The sequence below is a fragment of the Hylemonella sp. P2_B10 genome (genome assembly GCF_056404875.1).
Genome location: NZ_JBFUDE010000001.1, coordinates 1,137,195 through 1,163,011 on the forward strand (window position 1 = coordinate 1,137,195; position 25,817 = coordinate 1,163,011).

General features: G+C 68.0%; 20 protein-coding genes. 10 read left to right on the forward strand and 10 right to left on the reverse strand.

The features are described from left to right. Window positions 1-9: 9 nt before the first annotated feature. Window positions 10-1,380: an NAD-dependent succinate-semialdehyde dehydrogenase gene (locus AC1DX2_RS05435; RefSeq protein ID WP_477195262.1), complete on the reverse strand. Its 1,371-nt coding sequence runs from the start codon at window positions 1,378-1,380 to the stop codon at window positions 10-12. Between the two features lie 327 nt (window positions 1,381-1,707). Between AC1DX2_RS05435 and AC1DX2_RS05440 the strand changes: the two genes are divergently transcribed. Then, the gene (locus AC1DX2_RS05440; protein ID WP_477195263.1) at window positions 1,708-3,198 is read left to right on the forward strand and encodes a serine hydrolase domain-containing protein; all 1,491 of its coding nucleotides are present in this window, start codon (window positions 1,708-1,710) and stop codon (window positions 3,196-3,198) included. 14 nt (window positions 3,199-3,212) lie between these two features. Here AC1DX2_RS05440 and AC1DX2_RS05445 read toward each other — a convergent pair whose 3' ends face one another. Beyond that, window positions 3,213-4,913: an alpha/beta hydrolase family protein gene (locus AC1DX2_RS05445; protein WP_477195264.1), complete on the reverse strand. Its 1,701-nt coding sequence runs from the start codon at window positions 4,911-4,913 to the stop codon at window positions 3,213-3,215. A gap of 167 nt (window positions 4,914-5,080) precedes the next feature. On the opposite strand from AC1DX2_RS05445, the gene AC1DX2_RS05450 reads away from it, so the two are divergent. Next, on the forward strand, window positions 5,081-5,902 hold the full coding sequence (locus tag AC1DX2_RS05450) for a hypothetical protein (RefSeq protein WP_477195265.1): 822 nt from the start codon (window positions 5,081-5,083) through the stop codon (window positions 5,900-5,902). 76 nt (window positions 5,903-5,978) lie between these two features. Here the strand turns inward: AC1DX2_RS05450 and AC1DX2_RS05455 are convergent, their stop codons facing one another. After that, window positions 5,979-7,130: a YncE family protein gene (locus AC1DX2_RS05455; protein WP_477195266.1), complete on the reverse strand. Its 1,152-nt coding sequence runs from the start codon at window positions 7,128-7,130 to the stop codon at window positions 5,979-5,981. A 156-nt stretch (window positions 7,131-7,286) separates the two neighbouring features. Here AC1DX2_RS05455 and AC1DX2_RS05460 point away from each other — a divergent pair, with 156 nt between their 5' ends. The 5 genes from AC1DX2_RS05460 (at window position 7,287) to AC1DX2_RS05480 (ending at window position 15,733) form a co-directional block, all read left to right on the forward strand. Beyond that, a complete protein-coding gene (locus tag AC1DX2_RS05460; protein ID WP_477195267.1) occupies window positions 7,287-8,105 on the forward strand; it encodes a GDSL-type esterase/lipase family protein in 819 nt (272 codons plus the stop codon). A 51-nt stretch (window positions 8,106-8,156) separates the two neighbouring features. Next, entirely contained in the window at window positions 8,157-9,176 is a 1,020-nt protein-coding gene (locus AC1DX2_RS05465) for a Bug family tripartite tricarboxylate transporter substrate binding protein (RefSeq protein ID WP_477195268.1), read from the forward strand. A gap of 34 nt (window positions 9,177-9,210) precedes the next feature. Beyond that, window positions 9,211-11,871 (forward strand): aconitate hydratase AcnA, encoded by a 2,661-nt coding sequence (acnA, locus tag AC1DX2_RS05470; protein ID WP_477195269.1) that lies wholly within the window; start codon window positions 9,211-9,213, stop codon window positions 11,869-11,871. Between the two features lie 392 nt (window positions 11,872-12,263). Next, window positions 12,264-14,528 carry a TonB-dependent siderophore receptor gene (locus AC1DX2_RS05475; protein WP_477195270.1) on the forward strand — a complete coding sequence of 755 codons (2,265 nt, stop codon included), beginning with the start codon at window positions 12,264-12,266 and terminating at the stop codon, window positions 14,526-14,528. Then, the gene (locus tag AC1DX2_RS05480; protein ID WP_477195271.1) at window positions 14,528-15,733 is read left to right on the forward strand and encodes a PepSY-associated TM helix domain-containing protein; all 1,206 of its coding nucleotides are present in this window, start codon (window positions 14,528-14,530) and stop codon (window positions 15,731-15,733) included. The genes AC1DX2_RS05475 and AC1DX2_RS05480 overlap by 1 nt, the downstream gene beginning before the upstream one ends. Before the next feature lie 40 nt (window positions 15,734-15,773). Here AC1DX2_RS05480 and AC1DX2_RS05485 read toward each other — a convergent pair whose 3' ends face one another. Further along, the gene (locus tag AC1DX2_RS05485) at window positions 15,774-16,196 is read right to left on the reverse strand and encodes an Lrp/AsnC family transcriptional regulator (protein WP_477195272.1); all 423 of its coding nucleotides are present in this window, start codon (window positions 16,194-16,196) and stop codon (window positions 15,774-15,776) included. A gap of 149 nt (window positions 16,197-16,345) precedes the next feature. On the opposite strand from AC1DX2_RS05485, the gene AC1DX2_RS05490 reads away from it, so the two are divergent. After that, on the forward strand, window positions 16,346-17,419 hold the full coding sequence (locus AC1DX2_RS05490; protein ID WP_477195273.1) for an ornithine cyclodeaminase: 1,074 nt from the start codon (window positions 16,346-16,348) through the stop codon (window positions 17,417-17,419). Further along, window positions 17,416-18,543, forward strand: coding sequence for a succinylglutamate desuccinylase/aspartoacylase family protein (locus tag AC1DX2_RS05495; RefSeq protein WP_477195274.1), 1,128 nt, complete (start codon window positions 17,416-17,418; stop codon window positions 18,541-18,543). The genes AC1DX2_RS05490 and AC1DX2_RS05495 overlap by 4 nt, the downstream gene beginning before the upstream one ends. Window positions 18,544-18,571: 28 nt before the next feature. Here AC1DX2_RS05495 and AC1DX2_RS05500 read toward each other — a convergent pair whose 3' ends face one another. Genes AC1DX2_RS05500 through AC1DX2_RS05510 form a run of 3 tightly spaced genes read right to left on the reverse strand, consistent with a single transcriptional unit; the run spans window position 18,572 to window position 21,251 of the window. Next, a complete protein-coding gene (locus AC1DX2_RS05500) occupies window positions 18,572-19,795 on the reverse strand; it encodes a vanadium-dependent haloperoxidase (RefSeq protein ID WP_477195275.1) in 1,224 nt (407 codons plus the stop codon). Window positions 19,796-19,849: 54 nt separating this feature from the next. Next, window positions 19,850-20,410 carry a DUF3455 domain-containing protein gene (locus AC1DX2_RS05505; protein ID WP_477195276.1) on the reverse strand — a complete coding sequence of 187 codons (561 nt, stop codon included), beginning with the start codon at window positions 20,408-20,410 and terminating at the stop codon, window positions 19,850-19,852. Between the two features lie 10 nt (window positions 20,411-20,420). Then, a complete protein-coding gene (locus tag AC1DX2_RS05510) occupies window positions 20,421-21,251 on the reverse strand; it encodes a class I SAM-dependent methyltransferase (protein WP_477195277.1) in 831 nt (276 codons plus the stop codon). Between the two features lie 196 nt (window positions 21,252-21,447). Here AC1DX2_RS05510 and AC1DX2_RS05515 point away from each other — a divergent pair, with 196 nt between their 5' ends. Then, window positions 21,448-22,446, forward strand: a complete 999-nt coding sequence (locus AC1DX2_RS05515; RefSeq protein WP_477195278.1) for an AraC family transcriptional regulator — start codon at window positions 21,448-21,450, stop codon at window positions 22,444-22,446. Window positions 22,447-22,457: 11 nt separating this feature from the next. Here AC1DX2_RS05515 and AC1DX2_RS05520 read toward each other — a convergent pair whose 3' ends face one another. From AC1DX2_RS05520 to AC1DX2_RS05530, 3 genes are read right to left on the reverse strand one after another with little or no spacing between them, the layout of a single operon-like run. Next, a complete protein-coding gene (locus AC1DX2_RS05520; RefSeq protein WP_477195279.1) occupies window positions 22,458-23,204 on the reverse strand; it encodes a Crp/Fnr family transcriptional regulator in 747 nt (248 codons plus the stop codon). A gap of 16 nt (window positions 23,205-23,220) precedes the next feature. Next, window positions 23,221-24,069 carry a response regulator gene (locus AC1DX2_RS05525; protein WP_477195280.1) on the reverse strand — a complete coding sequence of 283 codons (849 nt, stop codon included), beginning with the start codon at window positions 24,067-24,069 and terminating at the stop codon, window positions 23,221-23,223. Beyond that, a complete protein-coding gene (locus tag AC1DX2_RS05530; RefSeq protein WP_477195281.1) occupies window positions 24,066-25,778 on the reverse strand; it encodes a PAS domain-containing hybrid sensor histidine kinase/response regulator in 1,713 nt (570 codons plus the stop codon). The genes AC1DX2_RS05525 and AC1DX2_RS05530 overlap by 4 nt, the downstream gene beginning before the upstream one ends. Window positions 25,779-25,817: the final 39 nt, after the last annotated feature.

The window sequence follows — 25,817 nt, forward strand, 5'->3', positions numbered from 1 at the left end:
CTTGTTGCGTCATACCGCTGGGCCGGTCCAGACCGTCTTGATGTTGGTGAACTCGTGCATGCCAAAGCTGCCCAGCTCGCGGCCGTAGCCGGACTGCTTGATGCCGCCAAATGGCAACCGGGGGTCGGACGCCACCATGCCGTTGATGAACACCGAGCCGGCTTCCAGTTCGCGCGCCAGCGTGTCGGCGCGGACCAGGTCACGCGTCCACAGCGCGGCGCCGAGGCCGAATTCGGTGCCATTGGCCACGGCGATGGCCTGGTCCGCGCTTGCCACGCGCAGCACCGCCGCCACCGGGCCGAAAGTCTCTTCCCGGCCGGCCGCCATCTGCGGCGTCACATGGTCCAGCACGGTGGGGGGGTAAAAGGCGCCGCGGCCCTCGGGCAGCATGCCGCCCAGCAGCAGCTCGGCGCCTTCGGCCAGCGTGCGCTGCACCTGGCCGTGCAGTTCGTCGCGTAGATTACGCCGCGCCATCGGGCCCATGGTGACGCCGGCACCCATCGGGTCACCCAGCACCCATTGGCGACTGGCCTCGCAAAAGGCCTGCACAAAGTCGTCAGCCACGGCCTCTTCCACGATAAAGCGTTTGGCGCTGATGCAGCTTTGCCCGGCGTTGTGGAAGCGCGCCTTGGCGGCCATCTGCGCGGCGGCAGCCACATCGGCATCGGCCAGCACGATGAAGGGATCGGAGCCGCCCAGCTCCAGCACCTGCTTTTTCAGCACCGCGCCGGCCTGGGACGCCACCAGCTTGCCCACCGGCGTGGAACCGGTCAGCGTGACGGCGGCGATGCGCGGGTCCTCGATCAGCGGCTTGACTTGGTCAGCCTCCACCAGCAAGCTGGTGAACAGGCCTTCGGGCGCGCCCGCCTCGCGGAACAGCTGCTGCAGCGCCAGCGCACACTGCGGCACATTGTTGGCGTGCTTCAGCACAGCGCCATTGCCTGCCGCCAGCGCTGGCGCGGCAAAGCGCAGCACCTGCCAGAAGGGGTAGTTCCACGGCATCACCGCCAACACCAGGCCCAGCGGGTCGAACACCACCTTGCTGCGGCTGGCATTGCTGGCCACGGGCTTGTCACCAATGAAGTCTGGCGCCGCTTCGGCGTAGAAGGCGCAGTTCCAGGCGCATTTGTCGATTTCGGCCTGCGCCTCGGCCAGCGGCTTGCCCATTTCCAGCGTGATCAAGCGCGCGTAGGACTCCCGACTGGCGCGCAGCACCTGGGCCACTGCCCCCAGCAATTCGGTCCGCCGCGCCAGCGGCTGGCGCGCCCAGCCACGCTGTGCGTTGTGCGCCTGCTGCAGGGCCTGCTCCACCTGCGCGGCGGACAGGGCATCGAAACGGGCGATCACTTCGCTGCTGACGGGGTTGGTGCTGGCAATCATGGAGGGTGGGGAAGGCGTGCAGGTTGCAGAGGGAGAGGATGGGCGTGGAGTTCGGGATTTTCCACGTCAAAGCATTTTGTTAGTATAAAAAACATTTGACGATATGGCAAGCCACCGCCCGGCATGCCACACCGCGCTGGCTGGACATACCTTTGACTGCCGGCTTCCCCCAAATGGGGGATGGCGCGCAAGCCGGTAGTTCTTGCAATGTGTCTTTTGTTCATTTAAAATGCATAAGAACAATTCGGCCCGCAACAGGGAAGCGGCACGGTGCAGGTGTTTCCCCCGGTGCCGCGACTGAAATCAACACACAAAACAGCGGTCTTCATGTCCAACCTCTCCCAGCTTGTCAGCCCCTCGGCCCCCGTCCCCACCCACGCGGCTGACGGCCTGGCGCGCGCGCTGCCGGCCAGCATGGGGGTGGACAGCCGGCGCGTGCTGGCGCTGCTGGACGAGCTGGACACCCATCAGCTGGAGGTGCACGGCATCATGCTGCACCGCCACGGCCACGTGGTGGCCGAAGGCTGGCGTTGGCCGTACGGCCCCAACCGGCCGCGCATCCTGCATTCGGCGGCCAAGAGCTTTGCCGCCTGCGCCATCGGGCTGGCGATTGCCGAAGGGCATTTCAAGCTCAGCGACAAGGTGGTGTCGTTCTTCCCGCGTGAATTGCCGCCGGTGGTGGACGACAAGCTGGCCGCCATGACGGTGGAAGACCTGCTGACCATGCGCACCGGCCAGGCCTCGGAAACCTCGGGCGCCATCTGGCGCGGCTTGAGCAGCAGCTGGATCGCCGAGTTCTTCAAGCTGCCGGTGGTGCACGCCCCCGGCAGCGCCTACGTCTACACCAGCGCGGCCAGCTACATGCTGTCGGCCATCCTGTCACGCACCACCGGCCAAACGCTGCACGACTACCTGCGCCCGCGCCTGCTGGAGCCGTTGGGCATCCACGGCGAAACCTGGGACCTGGGGCCTGACGGCATCAACCCCGGCGGCAACGGCCTGACCGCCACCACCGCCGACTTGCTGAAGCTGGGCATCCTGCACGCCCAGGGTGGCGTGTGGGAAGGCCGGCGCCTGCTGCCCGAGGACTGGGTGCGCCAGGCCACCCGCCCCCAGGGCGGCCCACCGGAAAGCCGCTACGGCTACCACTGGGCGATTCGCCCGGCGCAGGCCTTCAGCGCCATCGGCGTGTTCATGCAGACGGTGATCGTCTTCCCCGAGTACGGCGCCACCTTCGCGCTGATCGGTGCGATGGAGAACAGCCAGACGCTGTTCCCGCAGATCGAGAAACATTTTCCCGCCGCCTTCCTGGCCGCCCCGGTGGCCGAGGGTGGCGCTGCCGACACCCAGTTGCAGCAGCGGCTGGCCGCCTGGCAGCGGCCCATGCCGGCGCCCGGCGGCACATCGGCATGGCAGGACCGCATCGACGGCAAACGCTTTGCCGTGCGGGCCAACGCTGCCGGCGTCAGCCAGCTGCGGCTGGACTTTGCCGATGGTCTGTGCACTTTGCGCCTGACGGATGCCGAGGGCGAGCACAGCGTGCAAGCCGGCCTGGGGCACTGGGTGGAACAGCGCGGCTACATGCCTGGGCGCGACCTGCACCACGGCTATGCGCTGCGCGGCTCCAGCATCGTCGCCACGGCCGGCTGGCGCGACGCGCAGACGCTGGAGCTGACCTGGATCTTCGCCGAGACCGCCTTTCGCGACACTGTGCTGTGCCGCCTTGACGGCGACACGCTGACGCTATCGCGCAGCGTCAACATCAACTCCGGGCTGCGCAAGCTGCCGGACCTGACCGGCACGCTGATCGCGGCCTGACCTGATCGGCTGGCTTACTTGCCCGCCGCGGATGCTGCCGCCTGCGGCATGGGCTGCTTGCCGGGCTCCGAGGTGGGCTCCCACACATCGCTGGCGGTGGCCACCAGTTCTTTCATGGTGGACCAGGTGCGGCCGCCGGGCACACTGGTCTGCCCCAGCACCATGGCCCGGGCGTTCGCCACCATGCGGTCGGTGACGCGCCGCTTCTCCTCTTTCGGCCAGACTTCGAACGGGTGCGGCGCGCGCACCACCACCAGTTCCTTCAGGCCCGCAATGCGGTCGTACGAGGCGATGGAGCCCTCCAGGCTGTCCGCATAGTCCCACAGGCCGCGGGCATAAAACGCCGCCGGCCATTTGGACACGCTGGCCAGGATGGCCGAACTGGGAAAGAACACGATGTTGTGCTCCACCTGGCTGCCGGCGATGAACAGCTGGCGGTCGCGCCCCAGGCCGCGCCCCTCGTCCACCGGTGTAACGTCCGCCGGCACATAGCCCACGCCGCTGGTGAACTCGCTGATCAGCAGCGCGCCCTTGATGTTGCGGTTGCCCACCGCCGGGCCGCAGCTGATGGCCGGCAGGTCGTAGTCGCAGGCCTTGTCGAAGTTGCGCGCCATGGCCCAGCCGGTGGACATGGTGCCGCGCGAGCTGCCCATCAGCACGATGGGACGGGTGGCGGCATTGGCACCGGCCAGCAACGCCTGCGCGGCGGGCAGCCCTTGGCGCGTTTCCTTGGCCGGCGTCAGCACGCGCATGCCTTCACCGGTGCCCAGTGCGGCGATGACGTTCAGAATGTCCCGTCCCTGCTGCAGCGTGTTGGTGTCGCTGTAGCCGCTGGACAGGCCCACGCCCCGGCGGTCATAGTGCAGCACGTCAAAACCCGCCTGGTGCAGCAGGTGGATGTGCAGGCGCCAGTCGCGCTGGCCGGGCGAGCCGGTGGTGGCGTTGGGGAAATCGTTCAGCACCGTGTTGCCGGTCTTGGCGTCGATGTGGTACAGGTGGTCCACCGGGTCGTCGATGGCGGTCAGGCGGCCGCCGCCGCCGGAACTCATGATGACCAGCGCGCGCACCCGTCCGCCCTTGCCATCGTCCACGCCCTTGCCCTGCAGATACCAGCCGCGCAGCTTCACGTCCGCCGTCAGCTTGCGGTGGATGCGCTCATAGGGTTCGGCCGGCGCGGTGAATTCCACCGTGTAGGTCACGCCTTCGGCGCCGGCGATGGGCTCGTTGTAGGGCGCCTGGGCAAAGTAGGCCGGGCGGCGGATGACGGCCAGGTCCGGCACCTCCGCTTCTTTCAGGCGGCCCAGCAGCAACAGCTTGCGCTCGTCGGTGATGCGGTATTCGCGGTTCGGCGGCACCCGGCTGGCAATCGGCTTGCCAACCCGGCCTATGCAGGCGGCGTCGGCCTTGCAGGCGACCCAGCGCTCGCGCAGCTTCTCGTCGCTGAACTCGTCCACGTAGTAATCACCGCTGTAGCCGGCCGGCGGCTTGAACGCGGTGGTGGTGAAGGGCACGCAGACGGCCGGCTTGCCGTCCTTGGCGATCAGGTAGCCAGACAGCACCATGTCGCGGTCGTAGCCCACGCGCGCCTGGCAATCGGGTGGCGCAATGCGAGGCGTGCTGCCCGTGGCAGGCTGCGCCTGAACGGCGCTGCCACTGCAGGCCAGCGCCAGACCCAGGCAGGCCAGTGCGCTCAAAGGTGTGCGGGGTATCAACATGTGTCCTTTCCAGTGCCGGCAGGCGGCGGCGTTGCGGCAGTGCTGCAAATTGCAGCTGCCCTGTTTCAAAAATTGTCTTTTTGTATCACAATATGCACTTAGCCGCAACAATTCGCGACAACAAATTGCCCGCCATCCCTTGCCCAGCCACCAGGAGCCCCCGCACCATGCCCCGCACCCTCTTGACCCCCCGCATCCGTTTGCTGCCGCCATTGATCGCCTGGCTGCTGCTGGCCTGGTTCCTGGCCCAATTGCTGCTGGGCACCCAGCCCGCCCATGCCGCCGAGGCCGACGACAAGGGCGCCCGCCAGTTGCTGGTCACCTACCGCGGCGAGGCACGCGACCGCCCAGCCTTCCGCGCCTGGCTGGCGGGTGAGGGCCGCACGCTGCCCGAGCAGTGGGTGAAGGAAGGCGTGCTGAAGGACTACCAGATCCTGTTCAATGTCTTCAACAGCTCCTACACCTGGGACGCCATGCTGGTGCTGAACTTCAACCGCTCGGCCGACGTCGGCCGCTGGCTGGCGCTGGAGCGCACCAGCCCCGGTGGCCTGAACGTCAACGGGTTGAAGCTGGCGCGCCCTGTGGACACCTACTGGGCCGACCTGGCCTGGTCCGGTGCCGTGCCCGACGCGGCCAGCCACAGCCGTGACAGCGTGTACTACGTGATCCCCTACGACTACAACGCCGCCGGTGAATACCGCAAGTATGTGGCCGCGTATGTGCTGCCGCAGGTGGAAGGCTGGATGAAGGAAGGCGTGCTCAGCAGCTACCGCTTCTACATGAACCGCTCACCGGTAGGCAAACCCTGGGATGCACTGTTCGTCTACCAATACCGCGACCTGCAGGCCTATGGCCGCCGCGACGAGGTGGTGGCCAAGGTGCGTGAGGGCCTGCGCAACGACCCGGTGTGGCAGAAACTGAATGAGACCAAGGCCAGCATTCGCAGCGAGACCGAGAACACCGTGGCGCAAACGGTGGACGCGCGCTGAGGCGCAGGTCAACCTTCGCCACAAAGTGGAAAAGGGCGCCCCAGGGCGCCCTTTGTCGTTTTGTTTGCAGGCCTACTCAGTCGTCCGCTTCCCCCGCCACCAGCTTCTTGCGCCCATAGCTGAGCACCACGAAGCTGTCGGGCTGGAAGGTGGTCACCGGCGTGCCTGCGGTGTCGTACACGTGGACAAACTGGGCGGTGATGAGGTGTATCTTGCCGCTGGCCTCGTCCAGCACACCGGTGCGCGCCATAGGGCGGGTGCTGACGGTCTGCACCAGCTGGTAGTCGTCGGCCGAGCGCTGGCCGATCACGGTCATGGTGGCGTCCTCGCCGTTCACGGTGACCACGGATTTGCGTGCCGCATCAAAGAACACATCGTCAGTGCCACGGCCTATGCGCACGCGCGCCACCTGTTTGCCAGCGACGGTGTCCAGCACCAGCAGCACCGGTTCGCTGGCGCCCTTACCGCGGCAGGCCACGAACAGGCGCTGTTGCGCCACGTCCACATCCAGCGAGGCCGGTTGTGCGCAGTTGGCAGTGGCCAGTGGCCACAGCGCGTCCTGCGCCAGCGTGCGGGTGTCCACGCGCGCCACCTGGGCCTTGTCGCGCAGCGGCAGGAAGATGTGGCCGCTGTCGTCGGGCCGGGGGGCGTCCACCTTCTCGCTGGCCAGCTCCACCTGGCCCACCGGCTCGCCGGTGCGGGCGTCGAAAAACAGCACAGGTGTGCTGTGCTTGTCATGGTCGGCCTCGCCCACGATGGCGAAGCGCTGGCTGACCGGGTCGTAGGTGGCGCCGTCAAAGCCGCCGGTGCTGCTCTTGTAGCGCTTCAGCGTCTGCAGTGTGGAGGGTTTGAACACCACCACCTCACCGTCGGTGGTGCCGGCCAGCCCCAAGTCCAGCTTCAGCGCCAGCGCCGAGGTGTTGGTGCCTTCGGATTTGGCCAGCGTCTTGATCATGCGGCCACGGCGCAGGTCATACACCTGCAGGCCGTCTTTGCGGTGGGCGATGAACATGCGGCCGCGCAAGGGGTCGATGGTGTTGTAGTCCCAGCCGGTGTTGCTGCTGCGCACCGGGGTCACGCGCTCCAGCGCATAGCTCTCCCCTGCGGCGGGTTTGGCCTCGGGCTTGGTTGCTGCGGGGGTGGCATGGGCAGCCGGGCAGGCCAGCAGCGCAGCCAGTGCAGTCAGTGCAAAGGGGGTCAGGCGTTTCAGGGGGAAGGTGGGGGTCACAGAACTGGGTCCTTGGTCGTTGGGGATGGTGGTGGCACGCCAAACGTGCTACAGTTAAAGTGTATTTTATGATCACAAAATATTCAAGCCAGTTTCCACCCAAGGAGAACGGCAGGAACCAAAATACATCCGCCCCGCTGAATTGAGGAGACACGCATGAAACAGCTTGCCACGCATACGCGGCCGCCCTGGGCTGGCGCCAGGGCCCTGTTGCTGTCGCTGCTGCTGGCGGCACCCGCGCTGGCTCAGCAGCAGCGCGCGCCGGCCGCCGAGCCGCGCGGCCTGCCCGACATGAAGCTGCACGACTTCGCCGCCAAGTGGATGGTGCAGCAGGATGACCTGGCCGATGTCGGCCACTACCGCGAGGCCAACCAGAAGCTGGCCGCCCTGACCGACAAGCGGGCGCGCATCGTGCTGATGGGCGACTCCATCACCTTCCACTGGCCGGAACAGGCCTTGCCTGCGGCGCAGCACCAGCTGGTGCTGAACCGAGGCATACCGGGCCAGAACAGCACCCAGATGCTGCTGCGCTTCGAAGACGACGTGGTGGCGCTGGCCCCTACCGCCGTGGTGCTGCTGGCCGGCACCAATGACCTGCGCGTTTATGTGGGTGACCCGGCCGCCGTCAGCACCGCCGACAGTGTGCTGGCACGCCTGCGCCGCAACGTCACCGCCATGGCCGACATCGCCCAGGCGCGCGGCATCGCGCTGGTGCTGTGCGCATTGCCGCCGCTGGGCACCGACAGCGCCCGGCTGGCGCGCGACCCGCCCACGCTGCGCCGCGCCAACGCCTGGCTGCGCGAGTTCGCCACTGCGCGCGGCCTGCGCTTTGCCGACTACCACGCCGCGCTGGCCGAGGCCGACGGCAGCCTGCCGGCCCGGCTGAGTGCCGACGGCCTGCACCCCAATGCCGAAGGCTACCGGCTGATGCTGCCGCGCGTGGAAACCGCGCTGGCCGAGCTGAGCCTGCGCTGAGGCCACCCAGGCCATTCCCCCCGCCCATCTTCACCCCCAACCGAGCACCTGATGATGAAACAACTCTCTTCCCCCACTCTACCTGCCGCCACCCTGCGTCGGCGCGCTGGCCTGCTGGCCGTGGCTGGCCTGGCTGCGCTGTTCCTGGGCAGCGCCCGGGCGCAGGCGCCGGCCTACCCCGCCAAGCCGATCTCCCTGGTGGTGTCGTTCTCAGCCGGCGGCAACAACGACATGCGCGCGCGCCAGCTGGGCGTGACCGTGGGCAACACATTGGGCCAGCCCATCATCGTGGACAACAAGCCCGGTGCCAGCGGCAACATCGGCCATGACTTCGTGGCCCGCGCCAACCCCGACGGCTACACACTGGGCATAGGCGCCATGGGGCCGCTGACAGTCAACCCCTGGCTGTACCCCAAGATGGGCTTCGACCCGGCCAAGGACTTCGTACCCGTGGTGTTGATCGAGATCTCGCCGCTGGTGCTGGTGACGCGGGTTGAAAAACCATACAAGAACATCAAGGATGTGGTCGCCGCCGCCAAAGCCAAACCGGATTCGCTGAGCCTGGCCAACGCCGGTGTCGGTGGCGCCCACCACCTGGCCGGCGAGCTGTTCCAGGACGCCGCCGGCATCCGCATGCTGACCGTGCCTTACAAGGGCGGCGGCCCGTCCAGCACCGCGCTGCTGGCCGGCGAGGTGGACCTGATGTTCGAGCAGACCTATGCCGCCATTCCCGGCATACGCGCCGGCAAGACGCGCGCGCTGGCCGTCACCAGCGACAAGCGCCTGCCCAGCCTGCCCGACGTGCCCACCATGGCCGAACTGGGCATGCCGCAGGTCGTGGTGTCAAACTGGCTGGGCGTGGTGGCGCCCAAGGGCACGCCGCCGGCGGTGGTGAAGAAGCTCAACGAAGCCTTCAACAAGGCATTGGCCGCACCCGACATGCGCGAGAAGATCACCAGCCTGGGCAACGTGGCCGGCAGCGGCACGCCAGAAGACTTCGGCGCCTTCATCGCCGCCGAATCACGCCGCTGGTCGGCGCTGGTCAAGGCGAAGAACATCAAGCTGGAGTGAACCCCTGCCCATCCCAGCCAGCCCAACCATCGCCATGCAGCCGCAATCCGCCAGCGCCAGCCACAGCCCTGAGGACTTTCCGCCCACCGCGTTGACCGTGGCCGGCGAGCCCCTGCGGGTGGTCGACCTGGCCGGCGCCTTCGGCCCGGAGTTGGCGCGCCTGCCGCTGGTGTTGCGGGTGCTGCTGGAAAACCTGCTGCGCTGCACCCAGGGGGACGAACGCCGTGCCGGCCTGGCAGCCATGCAAGCCTGGCTGGCGAGTGGCCGCAGCGAAGCCGAGGTGGCTTTCCAGCCCGGCCGCGTGCTGATGCACGACACCACCAGCACCCCGGCGCTGGTGGACATCGCCGCCATGCGCGACGTGCTGGCCCAGGCCGGCGCTGACCCGCTGGCGCTGAACCCGCGCCTGCCGGTCGAGGTGTCGGTGGACCACTCGCTGGCGGTGCAGGTGCATGGCCGGGCCGATGCGCCGGCCATCAACCTGGCGCACGAAATGCGGCGCAACCAGGAGCGCTACCGCTTCCTGCGCTGGGCCTCGGGCACGCTGCGCGGCGTGCACATCAACCCGCCGGGCACCGGCATCATGCACACGCTGAACATGGAGCAACTGGCCACCGTGGTGACGCGCGAAGAGCGCGGCGGCCAGCGCTGGCTGGTGCCCGACACGCTGATAGGCACCGACAGCCACACCCCGATGGTCAATGGCCTGGGTGTGTTGGGCTGGGGCGTGGGCGGGTTGGAGGCGCAGACGGTGATGTTCGGCATGCCGACGATGCTGCGCCTGCCCGACGTGGTGGGCGTGCGGCTGAGCGGGCGCCTGAACCCCGGTGTGCAGGCCACTGACCTGGCGCTGGTGGTGACGAAAGAACTGCGCGCCCTGGGCGTTGCGGGCGACTTTGTCGAGTTCTTCGGCCCCGGCGTGGCCGCGCTGGACGCCAACCAGCGCTGCGTGCTGGCCAACATGGCGCCCGAATACGGCGCCACCACCGGCTACTTCCCCATCGATGAGCGCACGCTGGACTACCTGCGCGCCACCGGGCGGGACGAGGCCCAGCTGCAACGGGTCGAGGCGTTCGCTCGCCATGCCGGCCTGTGGCTGGACCCGCTGGCTGCGGCGCGCTACACGCGCACGCTGGCGCTGGACTTGGGCCGCGTGGGCATGCACATCGCCGGCCCGCAGCGGCCGCAGGACCTGCTGCACTTCGGCCAGGCCAGGGCCAGCCTGGCGGCGCTGGGCTTCCAGCCGCCTGCGCCCGGGTCCACCACCGCGTTGCCACGCCACCCGGTGGCCGTGGCGGCCATCACCAGTTGCACCAACACCAGCGACCCACGGCTGCTGATCGCCGCCGGCCTGGTGGCGCGCAAGGCGCGGCGCTTGGGCCTGCGCGTGCCGCCATGGGTGAAGACATCGCTGGCACCGGGCTCGCCAGCCGCCGCGGACTACCTGCAGCGCGCCGGCCTGCTCGATGACCTGGCGGCACTGGGCTTTGACATCGTGGGCTACGGCTGCACCACCTGCATCGGCAATGCCGGGCCGTTGACCGACGCCATACGCCTGGCCCAGGCCGCCGGCACGGTCCAGCCGGTGGCGGCCCTGTCGGGCAACCGCAACTTCCCCGGCCGCGTGCACCCGGATGTGTCGCTGGCCTTCCTGATGTCGCCAGCGCTGGTGCTGCTGTTCGCATTGGCTGGCGACGCCGAGGTGGATCTCAGCGCCGAACCCGTGCAGCACACTCCTGACGGCCAGCCGGTGCACTGGCAGGCGCTGTGGCCCAGCGACGCCGAAATAGACACGCTGGCCTGGCAAGCCGCCAACCCGGCGGACTACCGCCGCGCCTTCCGGCTCGCCAGCCACAACGCGCAGTGGGAGGCCCTGCAGGCACCGGACACGCCCTGCTTCCCGTGGAACCCGGCCTCCACCACACTCAAACCACCACCTTTCGTGTCCGCCGAAGCCGGTAGCCAACTGGGGCACTACAGCGCCTACCCGCTGCTGGTGCTGGGCGACGACGTCACCACCGACCACATCTCGCCGGCCAGCGCCATTCCCCCGGACAGTGGGGTGGCCGATTTCCTGGTGGCGCAAGGCGAGCCGCGTGACGACCTGAACGTGTTCGCGGCGCGGCGCGGCAACTGGGAGGTGATGCTGCGCGCCACCTTCCACAGCAAGACGCTGCGCAACCTGCTGGCCCCCCACCTTCCCGTGGCGCACACGCTGCATGCCCCCAGCGGGGAGGTGCTGCCGATTTGGCAGGTGGCGCAGCGCCATGCATTGGCGGGCGAAGCCGTGGTGCTGGTGGCGGGCGAGCGCTACGGCACCGGTTCCTCGCGCGACTGGGCCGCCAAGGGCCCGCGCCTGCTGGGCGTGCGCGCGGTTCTGGCGGTGAGCTTCGAGCGCATACACCGCAGCAACCTGGTGGGCATGGGCATTCTGCCGCTGCTGCTGCCTCAGGGCATCACGCCACAGACCCTGGCGTTACGGCCGGGCGACCGCATCACGGTGGATGCACCCGACGCAGGCCTGCAGCCGCGTTGCGCCGTGCCCGTGCAGGTGCTGCGCACCAACGGCGAGCGCCAGACCTTCAGCGCCCGCGCCGCTGTGGAGACGCAACTGGAAGTGACGCTGTTGCGCGCTGGCGGTGTTATCCCGTTGATCCTGCAGCAGGCGCTGCGGGCCGACGCGCCGGGCTGCTGAACCTGCCACTGGCGGCAATGACCGATTCGCGGCATATTTTGATGCCAAAAAACATCACCAAACCACCTGACGCCGGCTCCTGCGGGCGCCAAGGCCCAGCCCCGCAGCCACGCGCAATGCGAAGCCATCTGGGGTCCGCTTCTTGCATGGGAACGGGTGAGGAATACAGTGTGCCTGCGGGTGCCCGAAAGACAGCCAAAACCGGCCGCCATCCACCTGATCAGCCAGCATCTGCGGCGGTTCAGGGTTTTTCCGCTCCGATCATGAAAAATTCATGATTGTGTTTTATGTGAATAAATAATACACTTAATTCGGATTCAACCCTTGCCTCTGAATTACCCCCTTTCTGCTCCCCACATCCAAGTCCACAAACCACCCTCCCGGAGTGCCCCATGAAACCAACTCGCTCATTCAGCCTGACCCCCTGCGCAGCGGCCGTGTGCCTGCTGGCTTGCCTGCCACTGGCCCATGCACAAAGCACAGCCGCCACCGACGCTGAGAAGAAATCCGACGTCAGCCAGCTGTCCACCGTGGTGGTAACCGGCCAGCGCGCCAACGGTTTTGCATCCAACGTGGTCGGCGTGGGCGCCTTCCGCGACCAGAAGCCCACCGACGTGCCGCTGACCAACAGCGTCATCACCCGCGACGTGCTGGACGCCCAGGGCGCCAGCTCGGTGATGGACGCGGTGCGCAACACCGCCGGCGTGACGCGCGCGCAGCTGGGCTCCTCCTTCTACGACAACCTGGCGGTGCGCGGCATTGCGATGGAAAACCGCAGTTCCTACCGGCTGGACGGCTCGCTGCCGCTGATCGCGCTGGTGCCCATCCCGATGGAAGACAAGGAACGTGTCGAGGTGCTCAAGGGCGCCTCCTCCATGTACTACGGCATGGTGCCGCCGGCCGGCATCGTCAGCTTCGAGATGAAGCGCGCCGGCCCCAAGCCGGTGACCACGGTGTACGGCAGCGCCAACCAGTGGGGTGCCTACACGCTGGGCCTGGACCTGGGCCGCCGCTTCGGCGACAACGACCGCTTCGGCATCCGCTTCAACGTGCTGGACGGCAAGGACGCCCCCGGCCTGCTGAACTATGAGGGCAAGCGTTCGCTGCTGGCCGCCGCGTTCGACTTCCGCGCCACCGACGCGTTGACCTTCAAGGTGGACCTGGAGCACTACAGCAAGAAGGCCACCGAGCAGGCCGCCGTGCAGTTGATTGGCACGGCCACCGTGCTGCCGGCCGTGCCCAACAACCGCACCAACCTGGCCGGCCAATGGGCGCAGACCGAAGGCATCGCCGACAACGCGCTGCTGCGCATGGACTGGGGTTTTGCCGACAACTGGAACCTGACGATGGAGTACGGCCAGGTGCGCGCCACGCGTGACCGCCAGTTCACGCAGTTCGCCTTCAACGACATCAGCGGCTACACCACCGGCGTGGGCCGCGTGTTCGGCAACTTCAACAGCGGCTCCTCCTACAACAATGACAACGGCCGCATCGACGTGTCGGGCCGCGTGGAAACCGGCCCCATCGCGCACGAGCTGAGCTTCGGCTGGACGCGCAACACCCGCACCCAGGACACCCGCGGCACGCTGGTGCAGTCCTGGGGCTGCTCGGCCATCTCGGCTGCCTGCGCCGTTACGTCCACCCGCAACGTGCCGCAGAACCTGTACAACACCATCCCCGTGCCGCTGCAGCTGCAGGTGGCACCCAATGGCCCGCAGGTCACCACCATCATTGACGAAGGCATGTACGCGGTGGACCGCATCATCCTGTCGCAGCAATGGCACGTGATGGTGGGATTGCGCCGCACCGACTACGACAGCGGACAGACCGACCCGGTGGTGGCCACGCCGCGCTACAAGACGACGCAGAACAGCCCCAATTTCTCGGTCATCTTCAAGCCCACGCCGGATTCGTCGCTGTACGCCAGCCGCCTGAAGGGCCTGGAGGCCGGCACCAACGTGGGCAACACCTTCTCCAACTCGGGCGCGCTGCTGCCAGCGGCCGAGACGACGCAGAACGAGTTGGGCGGCAAGATCCAGCTGCCCGGCGGCACGCTGTTCCAGCTGGCCTACTTCGACATCCGCCGGGCGCAGACCACCAGCGAGCCGGCGCCCCCCGGCTCCACTGCGCCTCCCGGCAACCCCACCAGCGCGCCCAGCACCTGGCTGATCCAGACCCAGAACGGCGAGGTGCAGTTCCGCGGGCTGGAATTCGCCGCCTCGGGCGAGATCGGCAAGAACTTCGGCTTCGTGGCCTCGGCGATGGTGATGGACCCGAAAATCACCCGCGACTCCACCACCGGCGCCAGCAACGTGCAGGGCAAGATACCCGGCAACACCGCCAAGCAGACCGCCAGCCTGTTTGGCGAATACCGCCTCGACTCGGTGCCCGGCCTGGGGATCAACGCCGCGCTGTACTACACCGGCGAACGCCCGGTGTCCAACACCAACAACGTGTTCCTGCCGGCGGTGACCACGCTGTCGCTGGGCGCGCGCTACAAGACGGCCTTGGGCAGCGTGCCCACGGTGATCCAGGTCAACATCGACAACGCCACCGACAAGAGTTACTGGTCGGCGGCGGACACCAGCACCGCCAACCCGCTGATCTCGTATGCGTTGCCGCGTACCATACGCTTCTCGGCCACGTTTGACTTCTGATGCCCCTGCCCCGCAATTGGCGGGCTCCGCTGCTTAAAGTTCATCGGTGGATCGCGTTCAGTGCTGGCATTGTGCTGGTGCTGAACGCCCTTACCGGTGTGCTGATGCTGGCAGCCGAACCGCTGGATGAACATCTGAACACGGGGCTGCACCAGGTGCAGCCCCGCGCCGTTGCGCTGCCGCTGGAGCAATTGCGCCAGTCGCTGCGAACGACCCTGCCCGGCCAGAGCCTGTCGCTGTACCCGACCGACGCGCCCAACCAGGCCATGGAGGTGCTGGTGCGCGGCGAGACCGGCTGGGAAGGCAAGCTGTGGCTGGACCCCTACACCGGCCAGGAGACCGGCCGGCGCGCGCGCTATGGGTTCAACCTGGAAGGCCTGTTCGAGCTGCACAGCTCGCTGCTGTGGGGCAAGACCGGCAAATCCATCCTAGGCGGGGTCGCTTTGTCGCTGCTGTTCATGCTGGTCAGCGGCCTGCTGCTGTGGTGGCCGGCGCGCTGGCGCAATGCCTTCACCGTGGTGTTGAACGGCCCGCGCCTGCGCGCGCTGTTCGACCTGCACCGCGTGGCCGGCGCCACGCTGGGCCTGTGGGTGATGGTGAGCGTGGCCACCGGCGGCCTGCTGGCCTACCGCCCGGCGCTGCAATGGATCAACCAGCTGACGGGCACGCAAACGCTGGAGGCGCCCAAGCTCGCGGATGCCGGCAAAGGCAAGGTCAAGGCCGCCGGTGCCGCCACGGCGAACGCTGCCACGCCGCCTGCCGAGTCCGCAGCACCCGCCGCACCCGCAATACCCCCCTCACCCGCCGCCACGTTGGACCAGATGCTGGCCACCGCGCAGGCGGCTTTCCCCAACAGCCGCACCGGCGTCATCACACTGCCGGCCAATGGCAAGCAGCCGATACGCATTCGCCAGAAGCTGGCGGACGACCCGCACCCCAACGGCCTGACGAGCGTGTGGTTGCACCCGCAGAGCGGCACCATCATCCGGCTCGACCCGTGGCGTTCGCTGGCGCCGGCCGAGCGCTCGCTGGCCTGGGTCTACCCGCTGCACGCCGGCAAGTTGGCGGGTGCTGTGGGTCTGGCCTTCACCACCGTCAGCGGGCTGGCCTTGCTGGGTTTCGGCATCAGCGGCACCTGGCTGTGGTGGTTGCGCCGGCCGCAGGCGGCAAAGGCCCGCATGGCAGCCAGCCAGGCCGCGCGCTGAGCAACGGCGGGGTGGCTCGTCGCCGCCCCTCCCGTCCTCGCTACATCTTGTAGGTCTGCAGGTGGATGCTGGTCTCGGTGGCGCTGATGCCCTTGATCAGCCGTATCCGTTCCAGCACCTGGGCCAGGTCGGCCAGTGTGGAGGCGCGCAGCTCGGCCAGCAGGTCCCAGCGGCCATTGGTGTCGTGCAGCGAGGCCACACCCGGCTCGCCCAGCAGCGTGCGCAGCACGGCGCGGGTCTGGTTGCCCTCCACCGCGATGCTGGCCCAGGCGTAGATCTCTTGCGGCTGCGCATCGGGCCGCAGGCGCACCGTGTAGCCGACGATGATGCCGCTGTCCTCCAGCCGGGTGATGCGGTTGCTCACCGTGGCGCGCGACACCTGCAGCTTGTGCGCCAGTGTGGCCACGCTGGCGCGGGCGTCAGCGCGCAGCAGCGCCAGCAGTTGTTGGTCCAGGGCGTCCATGGCGTGTGCGTGTGCTTTCTGACGTTTTGCGCGGTGGCAGTGGCAGAATGCACATGTTAAAGCATTTTGTGAACAAAATATACAATTCCAATTGACGCGCCCAACTTCAACAATGCCTGCATCCCCACAACAACTTGCAGGCAGCCACCATGACCATCCTCCTCACCACCGTCGACATCGCCAAAATCGTCGCCGCACAGGGCATGCCCGTGGTGCTGGGCCAGCTGGCCCTGCGGATCGAGGCCGACTTCCGGCGCTGGAGCGCGTTTGACAAGAGCGCCCGCGTCGCCAACCACTCACCCCATGGCGTGATCGAGCTGATGCCCATCGCCGACGACAGCATGTACAGCTTCAAGTACGTCAACGGCCACCCCCGGAACACCCGCACCGGCCTGCCCACGGTGATGGCCTTCGGCGTGCTGGCCGAGGTCAGCAGCGGGCGCCCGCTGCTGATCAGCGAACTGACCGTGGTCACCGCCCTGCGCACCGCCGCCACCTCGGTGGTGGCGGCGCGCGCGCTGGCCCGGCCCCGTGCCACCAGCATGGCGCTGATAGGCAATGGCGCGCAAAGCGAATTCCAGGCGCTGGCCTTCCACCACCTGATGGGCATCACCGACATCCACGCCTACGACACCGACCCCAGCGCCACCGCCAAGCTGGTGAAAAACCTGTCCGGTGTGCCAGGCTTGAAGGTACGCTCGTACGCCAGCACCGCCGCTGCCGTGGCGGGCGTGGACATCGTCACCACCGTGACGGCCGACAAGAACTACGCCACCATCCTGACGCCCGACATGGTGGAACCCGGCATGCACATCAACGCCGTCGGCGGCGACTGCCCCGGCAAGACCGAGTTGCACCCCGAGGTGCTGCGCCGCGCCTCGGTGTTTGTGGAGTACGAGCCGCAAAGCCGCATCGAGGGCGATGTGCAGCAGATGCCGGCCGATTTCCCGGTGACCGAGCTGTGGCGCGTGCTGACGCAGCAAACCACCGGCCGGCGCAACCCGATGGAGGTGACAGTGTTCGACTCCGTGGGGTTCGCGCTAGAGGACTTCTCGGCCATGAACTACCTGTGGCAAGCCGCGCGCAGCCGCGAACTGGGCCGCCAGGTGGACCTGGTGGCCAACCCGGCCGACCCAAAAGACCTGTTCGGCCACATCGCAGCCACCAACGCCGCCCGCGTGTGGCCGGCGGAGGAACCCCTGTTGCTCAGCGAGATGACATGAACACCCAGCACCACACCCTGCCCTCGGCCACGCCGGGCACCAGCCACCAGTTGACGGTGTTCCAGTTCGGCCCGCCGGCCGCCCAGACCGGCCAGCGCAAGGTGTACATCCAGGCGGCCCTGCATGCGGACGAGGTTCCCGCCATGCTGGTGGCCGTGGCCCTGAAGGAAGAGCTCACCAGGCTGGAAGCCGCAGGCCACCTGCGCGCCGAGGTGCAATTGCTGACCTGCGCCAACCCGCTGGGCCTGGCGCAGGCGGTGCTGGGCAACGCGCAGGGGCGTTTTGAGCTGGCCAGCGGGCAGAACTACAACCGGGGTTTCCCCTTCCTGGCCGGGCAGATCGCCAGCGCCGTGGAAGGAAAGCTGGGCAACAGCGCCGCTGCCAACCTGCAGGTGATTCGCCGCGCCTGGCACGATGCCCTGCAGGCGCTGCCCGAGACCACCGCCATCGCCGCACTGCAAAAACGGCTGATGCTGCTGGCGCACGATGCCGATGTGGTGCTGGACCTGCATTGCTCCAAGGAAGCCGCCATGCACCTGTACACCAGCGACGGCCTGTGGCCCGCCGTGGAGCCGTTGGCACGCTACATCGGTGCAAGAGCCTCACTGCTGGCGTTGGACTCGGGCGCGCAGTCCTTCGACGAAGCGCTGAGCTGCACCTGGGTTCAACTGCAGCAGAAATTCGGTGCACGCTTCCCCATCCCCAACGGCAGCGTGGCCGTGACGGTGGAACACCGGGGCCAGCGCGACGTCAGCCACCCGCTGGCCGAGCAAGACGCCCGCGCCATCCTGCACTACCTGACGCAGCAGGGCGACATGGAAGGCAGCGCGCCGCCATTGCCTGAACTGTCAGCCCCCGCCACGCCGTTGGCCGGCAGCGAGCAGTTCACTGCGCCCGTCAGCGGCGTGCTGGTGCACATGGTGGACGTGGGCGCCACGGTGCAGGCGGGCGACGTGCTGTTCCACATCGTCGACCCCATCAGCGGTGAACGCACCGAAATCGCCACCCACACCACCGGCGTGGTCTACATGCGCAAGGATGCGCGCTTCGTGCGCCTAGGCGACCCGCTGGGGCGGGTGTCGGGCAGCAAGATCATCCGCAGCGGCAAGCTGCTGGGGGCCTGAGGCCAGGCCGCTTGCAGCGGCCTTTCACTCACTGCCCCGCCGCCGCGCTGCGGCTGACCGCCCACTCGCCAATCCGCTGCCCCATGGCCATGCCGACCTCGGTGGAGTTGCGGTAGTGCACGCCGCCGTAGACGCGTGCCGATGCCACTTCACGCATGAAGTCGTCCGGCGTGGCCCAACTGCGCACTGCGCCCTGCGCGGTGGGGCTGGCGGTGCTTAGCACAGGCAGCGGCCGGGTACGGCCCTCTGCCTTCACCACGGTGGCCACGGTGGCGCCCAGGATGCAGTGGGCGCACGGGTACTCGGGATGCATGGGCGTGTCAATCATCGGCAGCCAGCTGGGGTCGCACTCGGTACCGTCGTTGCCGTCGGTGTCGCCATTGCGGATGGCCGTGATCGGACGCCAAAAGTTGTAGCTGTACTTGGCGTCCATCACGGCGATCAGCGCGTCGTCCATGGCCTGCGCCACGGTGGCGAACAGGCGCGCATTCGCCACCACGTCTCGCCCGGGCTGCAGCGCCACCGAACGCACCACGCCGTGGTAGATGGCCGGCAGCGAGTAGTCCCAGAAGCGGCCGATGTCGGTCTGCTCGGTGGTGCGCTGTTTGCTGTCGCGCAGGCCCAACGCCTTGATCTCGTTGTAGTCGCGCGTCCACAACCCGCTGCCCAGCGCCGGTGGCGGCGCCGGGCGGAACTGGTCGCCGCGCTCCAGCAGCCAGGGCTTGCGCGCCGGCCACTGGGTCACGGCTGGCAATGCGGTGGGCACATAGCTGCCTGCCGTGGTGTGTGGGCGGTAGGTGTCAGGGGTGCGCGGCATCTCGTCGGCGCGCTGTTCCAGCACGCGCTGGGCGGCACGCTCACCCACGGCCACAAAGCGGGCACGGGCTGCATCGTCGGCCACACCGGCCAGCGCGGCCTGGTAGGCGTTGTCGATAGCGGCCTTCTGCGCCGGCAGCAGCTGCGTCAGCGCCACGCGGTGGGCGGCGGCGACGGCGGCATCCACCGCATGAGGCGTCGCGGGTGCTGCGGTGGCCGCATCACGGGCAGCGGCGTAGGCGGCCGTCTGCACCAGCGCCATCAGGCGCACGGCCGGTGGCGTGCCCATGCGCGCCTCGGTGACGAATTGCGCGCTGCGCTGGTTCCAGTCGGTGATGACGTCGGCGCGGGCCGGCAGCGCCTGGCTGGCCAGCATGGCGGCGCTCAGCGCCGTGATGCCGGCGGCGCGGAATTTCTGAAATTTTTGCTTGAACATGTGAACTCCCTGTGGTGAATGTGATGAGCCAGGTTTGAACAAACGCGCCTGTGATCAGGCGCTGGTGAACAGCCGGTAGTCGGCGCGGTATGGCACGCGGGTGCGTTGCCCTTGGGTGCCGGCCGTGCAGCCGCTGGTGGGCGCCACACCGCCTTCGGTGCGCAGGCGCTGGATCTGCGTAACGGTGCTGAAGGTGCCGCTGCCGGCGGTGCTGCGTGTGGTGAGCAGCAGCCAGGGGATGGCACCGGCCTGCGGCGCATCGGCGCGCGACTTCACGCTGCCGACGATGCGGCTGCCGTCCAGGCTGAGCCAGTGGGGACCGGCGCCATGGCTGCCGGCGGGGCGGCCGCGCTGGTCAAACAGGTCCGCCTCGGGCGCCACGAAGGCCCAGGCCGGTGCGTTGGCGCCGGGCTCGGCGCGGCATTCGTAGATCTGCACGCCGGTGGCGGACAGGGTGGCCAGCGCACGCGCCTGCGGGCCGGCGTCCAGCGCGGCCGGCACGGGCAGCTCGGCCAGGGTGCTGGCGCAAGCGGCCAGGCTGGCCAGCACCGCGGCGCCAGCCAGCAGCGCCAGGCCCGGCCACAGCGGCGGGTTGTCAGTCGAAAGGGTCGTCATGGTGCGTGCCTCACTGCTTGGTGATGACGATTTCCAGATACTCGCTGGGCACCACCATCGAACCCGGGCCGGCCACGTTCAACTCGTCAATCAGGGCCAGGATGGCGCGTTCCAGCGACTGCGCGCCTGCCGTGTCCAGCGCGCCAAAGGCCTTGTGCACCGGGCCGTACAGCTCACGGAACACCTGCAGCCAGTGCGCCCCCGAGCGGTAACGGAAATTGAACATGCGGCGTTCGCACTGCAGCTTGACGGCCTGGGCGCCAAACAGCTCAACAATGTGCGGCTCGGTGCCCCACAACGCGGGTGACTGCACGCCGGCCGGCGGCGGCACGTGCGCACCAATCAGCTTGAACAGACGGCCGATGAAGCCATTGGGGGTCCAGTTGGCCAGCGCGATGCGGCCGCCGGGGCGGACGACGCGCAGCATCTCGCTGGCGGCGGCCTTGTGGTTGGGCGTGAACATCACGCCGAAGGTGGACAGCACGACGTCGAAGCTGGCATTGGCATAAGGCAGCGCCTCGGCATCGGCGACCTGGAACTGCATCGCCAGCCCCTCGGCCTGCGCCCGCGCGCGGCCCTTGTCCAGCAGCGCCTGCACGTAGTCGGTGGAGGTGACGTCGGCGTTGCGGCGGGCGGCGGCCAGCGAGGCGTTGCCGTTGCCGGCGGCAACGTCCAGCACGGCCTGGCCGGCGCGCACATCGGCGGCTTCGGCCAGCGTTTCGCCGACGATCTGCAGCGTGGTGCCGATGGTGGCGTAGTCGCCACTGGCCCAGGTGGCCTGCTGGCGCTGTTTGATGGCGGTGAAGTCGGGGGTGACTGTTTTCTCAAGAATGGCGTTCACGGGGTTTCCTCCTGTTGGGTTGATGTGAGCGGCGCGCAATGGCGACGACAGGAGATTGTGGAAACTTGGCGGCGTTGACGCTTCACCTTGCGTCGGTTAAATTTGCTCGCGCGTCCGGGAATGGGCGCCAACCGGCCCGGTCTTTGCCGAGCCGCCGCACGGTTTGCTCCAAGCTCCACCTGCAGAGACCCCGTCGATGAGCCACGACCCCTTGTCCGATGTGCTGCGCAGCGTGCGTCTGCGCGGCGCGATCTTCTATTACGTCAGCTTTGACGGCGAATGGGCGGCCGAGACGCCGCCCTCCCCCATGCTGGCGGACGCGCTGATGCCCGGGGCAGACCACGTCATCGCCTACCACCTGATGGCGCGGGGCGAGGGCTGGGCCGCCACCGAAGGCGAGCCGCCGGTGCGCCTGGCGCCCGGCGACATCGTGATGTTTCCGCGCGGCGGCGGCCATGTGATCTCCAGCGCGCCGGGCCTGAACGTCAAGGAAGACGACAGCGACTGGCGCTTCACCACCCGCAACGACCCCAAGCCCATCACGGTGGTCTACCACCGTGGCGTGCTGCGCCCCGGCGCGCCGGGGCCGACCGATGACGCCCAATCCGTCATCGTGTGCGGCTTTGTGGCCTGCGACACCAAGCCGTTCAACCCGCTGATCAACGCCATGCCGAACCTGCTGCACCTGCGCGCGGGTGATCTGGGGCCGTGGACCGTGCAGTTGCTTGACCAGGCGGTGGCCGAATCACGCGAGCATCGAGCCGGCAGCGCCGCCGTGCTGGAACGGGTGAGTGAGTTTGTGTTCGTCGACGCGGCGCGCCGTTTTCTGGACGCCCTGCCGCCGGGGTCTGCCAGCTGGCTGGGCGCGCTGCGCGACCGCCATGTCGGGCAGGCCATCGCCCTGCTGCACGAGAAGCCCGCAGAGCCGTGGAGCGTGGACGAACTGGGCCGGCAGGTTGGGCTGTCGCGTTCGGCGCTGCATGAGCGCTTTGTCGAACTGACCGGACAACCGCCCATGCAATACCTGACCAACTGGCGCATGCAGCTCGGCGCCGGCCTGCTGCGCAAGGGGCATGCCAAGGTGGCCGATGTGGCGCAAGAGGTGGGCTATGACTCCGAAGCCGCCTTCGCCCGTGCGTTCAAGCGGCTGGTGGGCCAGCCGCCAGCCGCCTGGCGGCGTGCGCAGTCTGGCTGAGGTCTGGCGGATCAGGTCAGCGCGCAGACCTCGTCAGCGCGAACCACCACCGAAGGCAGCAGCCTGAGGGCTTCCTGCTTCGCCATCGCATAGCACTCGCAGGCCCGGCCTTCCAGGCCTTCGCGTTGCAGCACCTCGATGTGGCCGCGCCGGTAGCGGATGTAGCCCGCGTCGCGCAGGTCGCCAGCCGCCACGGTGATGCCGCCACGGCGCACCCCCAGCATGGTGGCCACCATTTCCTGGGTCACCACCAGATCGCGCGAACGCTTGCGGTCCAGCGTGAACAGCAGCCATCGGCTCAGCTGCTGCTCCACCGTGTGGTGGCGGTTGCAGGCGGCGCTGAGCATGGACTGCGTGAGCAGCAGCATGGCGTAGCGCAGCAGCAGGCGCCGGGTGTCACCGTCGGGCGCGTTGAATTCCCGCAGCATTTCAGCGCAAGCCAGCCGGTAGCCGTGGCCGGCGGTGTGCACCATGGCCGTGCTGACGGTGGTGCCGGCGCCCAGCACCTGCGCCACGCCCACCATGCCGTCACAACCCACGCTGGCACTCTCGGCGGCGGCGCCGGACTCGTTGACGTAGTGCAACGACGCGATGGCAGTGGTGGGAAAGTAGATGTGCGTCATCGCCCTGCCGGGCTCGTGCAGCAACTGGCCCAGCGGCATGGCCACCAGCTCCAGGTCGGGCGCCAGGCGCGCGTAGGCCGGCTGCGGCAATGCAGCCAGCAACTCGTTCTGATTGGTGTGGTGCAAGGCGGGCATGAGGGGCTGGCCCAGTTCAGCTCTGCGCAGGGGCCGGCACGACTTCAACCCCGATGCCCCGGTAGCCCAGGAAGCGGCAGGCCGGATCGAAGATGGGTTCACCGCTGACGCGGAACTGCTGCTTGCTGCCGTCGGCGTTCACGCGGCCAAAGGGAAAATCCAGAAACGGCTGGCGGGCCTCGATCTTGGCGCGCAGGGCCGCACGTTCGGCCTCGTTCCAACCACTGGCGGGCAGTGCGGCGGTGTCATCGACATTGAGGTTGTCCACGCGCAGGCCCAGCATGTCCAGCACACTGCCCGACACCCGGGTGAAGTTGCCCAATGCATCCTGCTCCCAATACCAATCAGACGCCAGCTCGGCCAGGCTCTTGTAGCGCGCCTCGCTCTCGCGCAGCTCGGCGGTGCGCTCGGCCACGGTGTCCGCCAGCCGCTGGTTGTACCGCGCAAGTTGCTTGTACAGCAGGCGCACCTCCAGCATGTTGTGGATGCGGGTCTTCACCTCCAGCAGGTCAAACGGCTTGCTGACGAAATCCTTGGCGCCGGCCTGCAACGCGCGCAACTTGTGGGCGGGTTGGGCCGTGAACACGATGACGGGGATGTAGCCGCCGGCTTCCCGCTCCTGGTGCAAATCCTGCTGCAGGCCGCGCATCACCTCAAAACCGTCCATGCCCGGCATTTGCAGGTCCAGCAGAATCAGGTCGAACCGCTGCTGCCGGTGCATCGCGCAGACGTCGGCGGGAACCATGGTGCTTGTCACGTGGGTGTAGCCGGCCTCGGCCAGCATGCTCTCCAGCAGGATGACATTGGCATCCTGGTCGTCCACGATCAGGATGCTGGCGTTCAGGATGTCGGTGGGGGTGATCATGGTGTGGGCTCCAGTGGCTCGATTTTGGCCGGGCCGGGGTGGGCCAGCGCGAAGGCCAGCGCGTGGTCCAGCGCGGCCATGAATTCATTCACGCGAATGGGCTTGGTGAGGTAATCAGAAAAGCCTGCCGCCAGGCCCTGTTCGACGTTGCGGGGCATGGCGTTGGCGGACAGCGCGATGATGGGGATGTGCGCGGTGTCGGGGCCGGCGCGCAGGATCTTCATGGCCTCCACGCCGCTGATGCCGGGCAGGTGGATGTCCATCAGGATCACCGCGGGCTGGTGGCTGCGGGCAAACTCCACGCCACTGTGGCCATCGGCCGCGCTCAGCAGTTGCAAGTCGGGGCGGCGCGCGATCAGCTGGCGCACCAGTTCCAGGTTGGCCGGGTTGTCTTCCACATACAGCAGGCGGCGCGGCGCGTTGCCGCCATGCCGGCCCGGTGCGCCCAAAGTGACGGACGGCAGTGTGGCGGCGACCAGTTGCGGCGCCACGCAGCGCGGCAGATCCACCCAGAAGGTGCTGCCCTCGCCCACGCTGCTCTCCACGCCCATGCGGCCATCCATCAGGTCCACCAGCCGTTTGGTCACCACCAAGCCTATGCCGGTGCCCTCTTCCGCGCCAGTCTCCCGGCCCAGGCGGTTGAACGGCTGGAACAACTGCGCCTGCTGCGCCGAACTCAGGCCTATGCCGGTGTCCCGCACCAGGATATGCACCATGCCCTGCGGGCCTTCCTCATATTCCAGCATCACAGAGCCGCCAGGCTTGTTGTATTTGATGGCGTTGAACAGCAGGTTGATCAGCACCTGCTTGACGCGCGTGCGGTCCGCCTGCACGAACCAGGGCGCACGCAGGCGCGGGAACACCAGCGTGATGCCGCGCTGGCGCGCCTGCGGCTCGATCATCGCGTGGCACTCCATCATCACCTCCATCAGCGCCACCGGCTCATGCGACAGCATCACCCGGCCAGACTCGATCAGCGACAGGTCCAGGATCTCGTTGATCAGCTCCAGCAGGTACCAGCCGGCCTTCAGGATCTGGTCCAGGTTGCGCTTTTGCGCCGGCGTAGGCTCGCCGCTTTCCATCAACTGCGCGAAACCCAGGATGGCGTTGAGCGGCGTGCGCAGCTCGTGGCTCATGCCGGAGAGGAAGTCGGTCTTGGCCTGGTTGGCCTTGTCGGCGGTCGCCATGGCCGCGTGCAAGGCGGCCTCCACCTGTTTGCGCACGGAGTTGTCGGTGCCTATCAGCAGGTAGCCGATCAACGCGCCCGAGTCGTCCCGCAGCGCGGTGATGGAGATCAGCGCCGGAAAGCGGCTGCCGTCCTTGCAGATGTAGGTCAGCTCGTAGATGTCCTCGATGCCGCGCGAGGCCTTGAAGGCCAGCGCCTCGAAGCCGGGAGCGATGGTGGTGCCCAGTTCCAGGCTCAGCGCCTGGGCGCGCGCGCTCACCTCCTGCGGGTCGTGGATGTCGCTGGGGCGGATTCGGTCCACCACCTCGGCCGCCTGGTAGCCCAGCATGCGCTCGGCCCCCACATTGAAGAGCTGGATGATGCCGTTCTCATCGGTGGCGATGATGGAGAAGTTGGCGCTGTTCAGAATGGCGTTCTGCAGCGCGCCGGCTTTCAGCAGCGCCTTCTGGCGCAGCAGTTCGGCGCTGCTGTCGGCGGCCTGGCCTTTGGAGGCCACAGCCGCGCTGGTTGCCGCTGGGAGCATGGGATGGGTACCGGGTAAGGCAGGTGACAAGGGCCAGGG